Raw genomic sequence first — 459 nt, 5'->3', positions numbered from 1 at the left:
CCATCGGATCGGTACACGGCTGGTGCGTCAGATCCAGCAGAGGGTAGATCGACCATTGGCGACCAAGGCTATTGCTGGTTCTGACGCTGAGAGTTTCATTCTTTCCTTGGGTGGAGAGGTGTACGCATCGTGTCCGCCCTTCGAGCTGTCTCGCCGTCATTTTGGACGAGCGGTTGAGGTATTGGAGGAGGTCAGCCTTGGCCCGGGCGGCGCCATCTCGGGCGCAACCCTGGCCCCCGGCGTGCTCGAGATGCTGTGGGAGCAGATGTACGTGTGGATGCATGCATCATGGTCCCCGGTCGATGACAGCGAGGCGGCCCACGAGGCGCTGCGTCAGGAGCTGGAAGACCTCGACTCCGAAGCCACTCGAGTAGCGCTTGTTGATGGTCAACCCGCGGCGGTGGCCTTCGTTTTTGTGGACGAGAACCCGACCGTGGTGGCAGAAACCGTGCAGGCTGA

1 protein-coding gene is annotated in these 459 nt (G+C 61.7%); it reads left to right on the top strand.

Annotation, left to right across the window (positions count from 1 at the left end):
- Positions 1 to 55: 55 nt before the first annotated feature.
- On the top strand, positions 56 to 459 hold a 404-nt coding region (locus tag RAD15_RS43755), incomplete at its 3' end, for a hypothetical protein (protein ID WP_458184854.1).

This window comes from Bradyrhizobium sp. 14AA (assembly GCF_054185205.1).
This window is presented reverse-complemented; position numbering and strand designations above follow the sequence as displayed.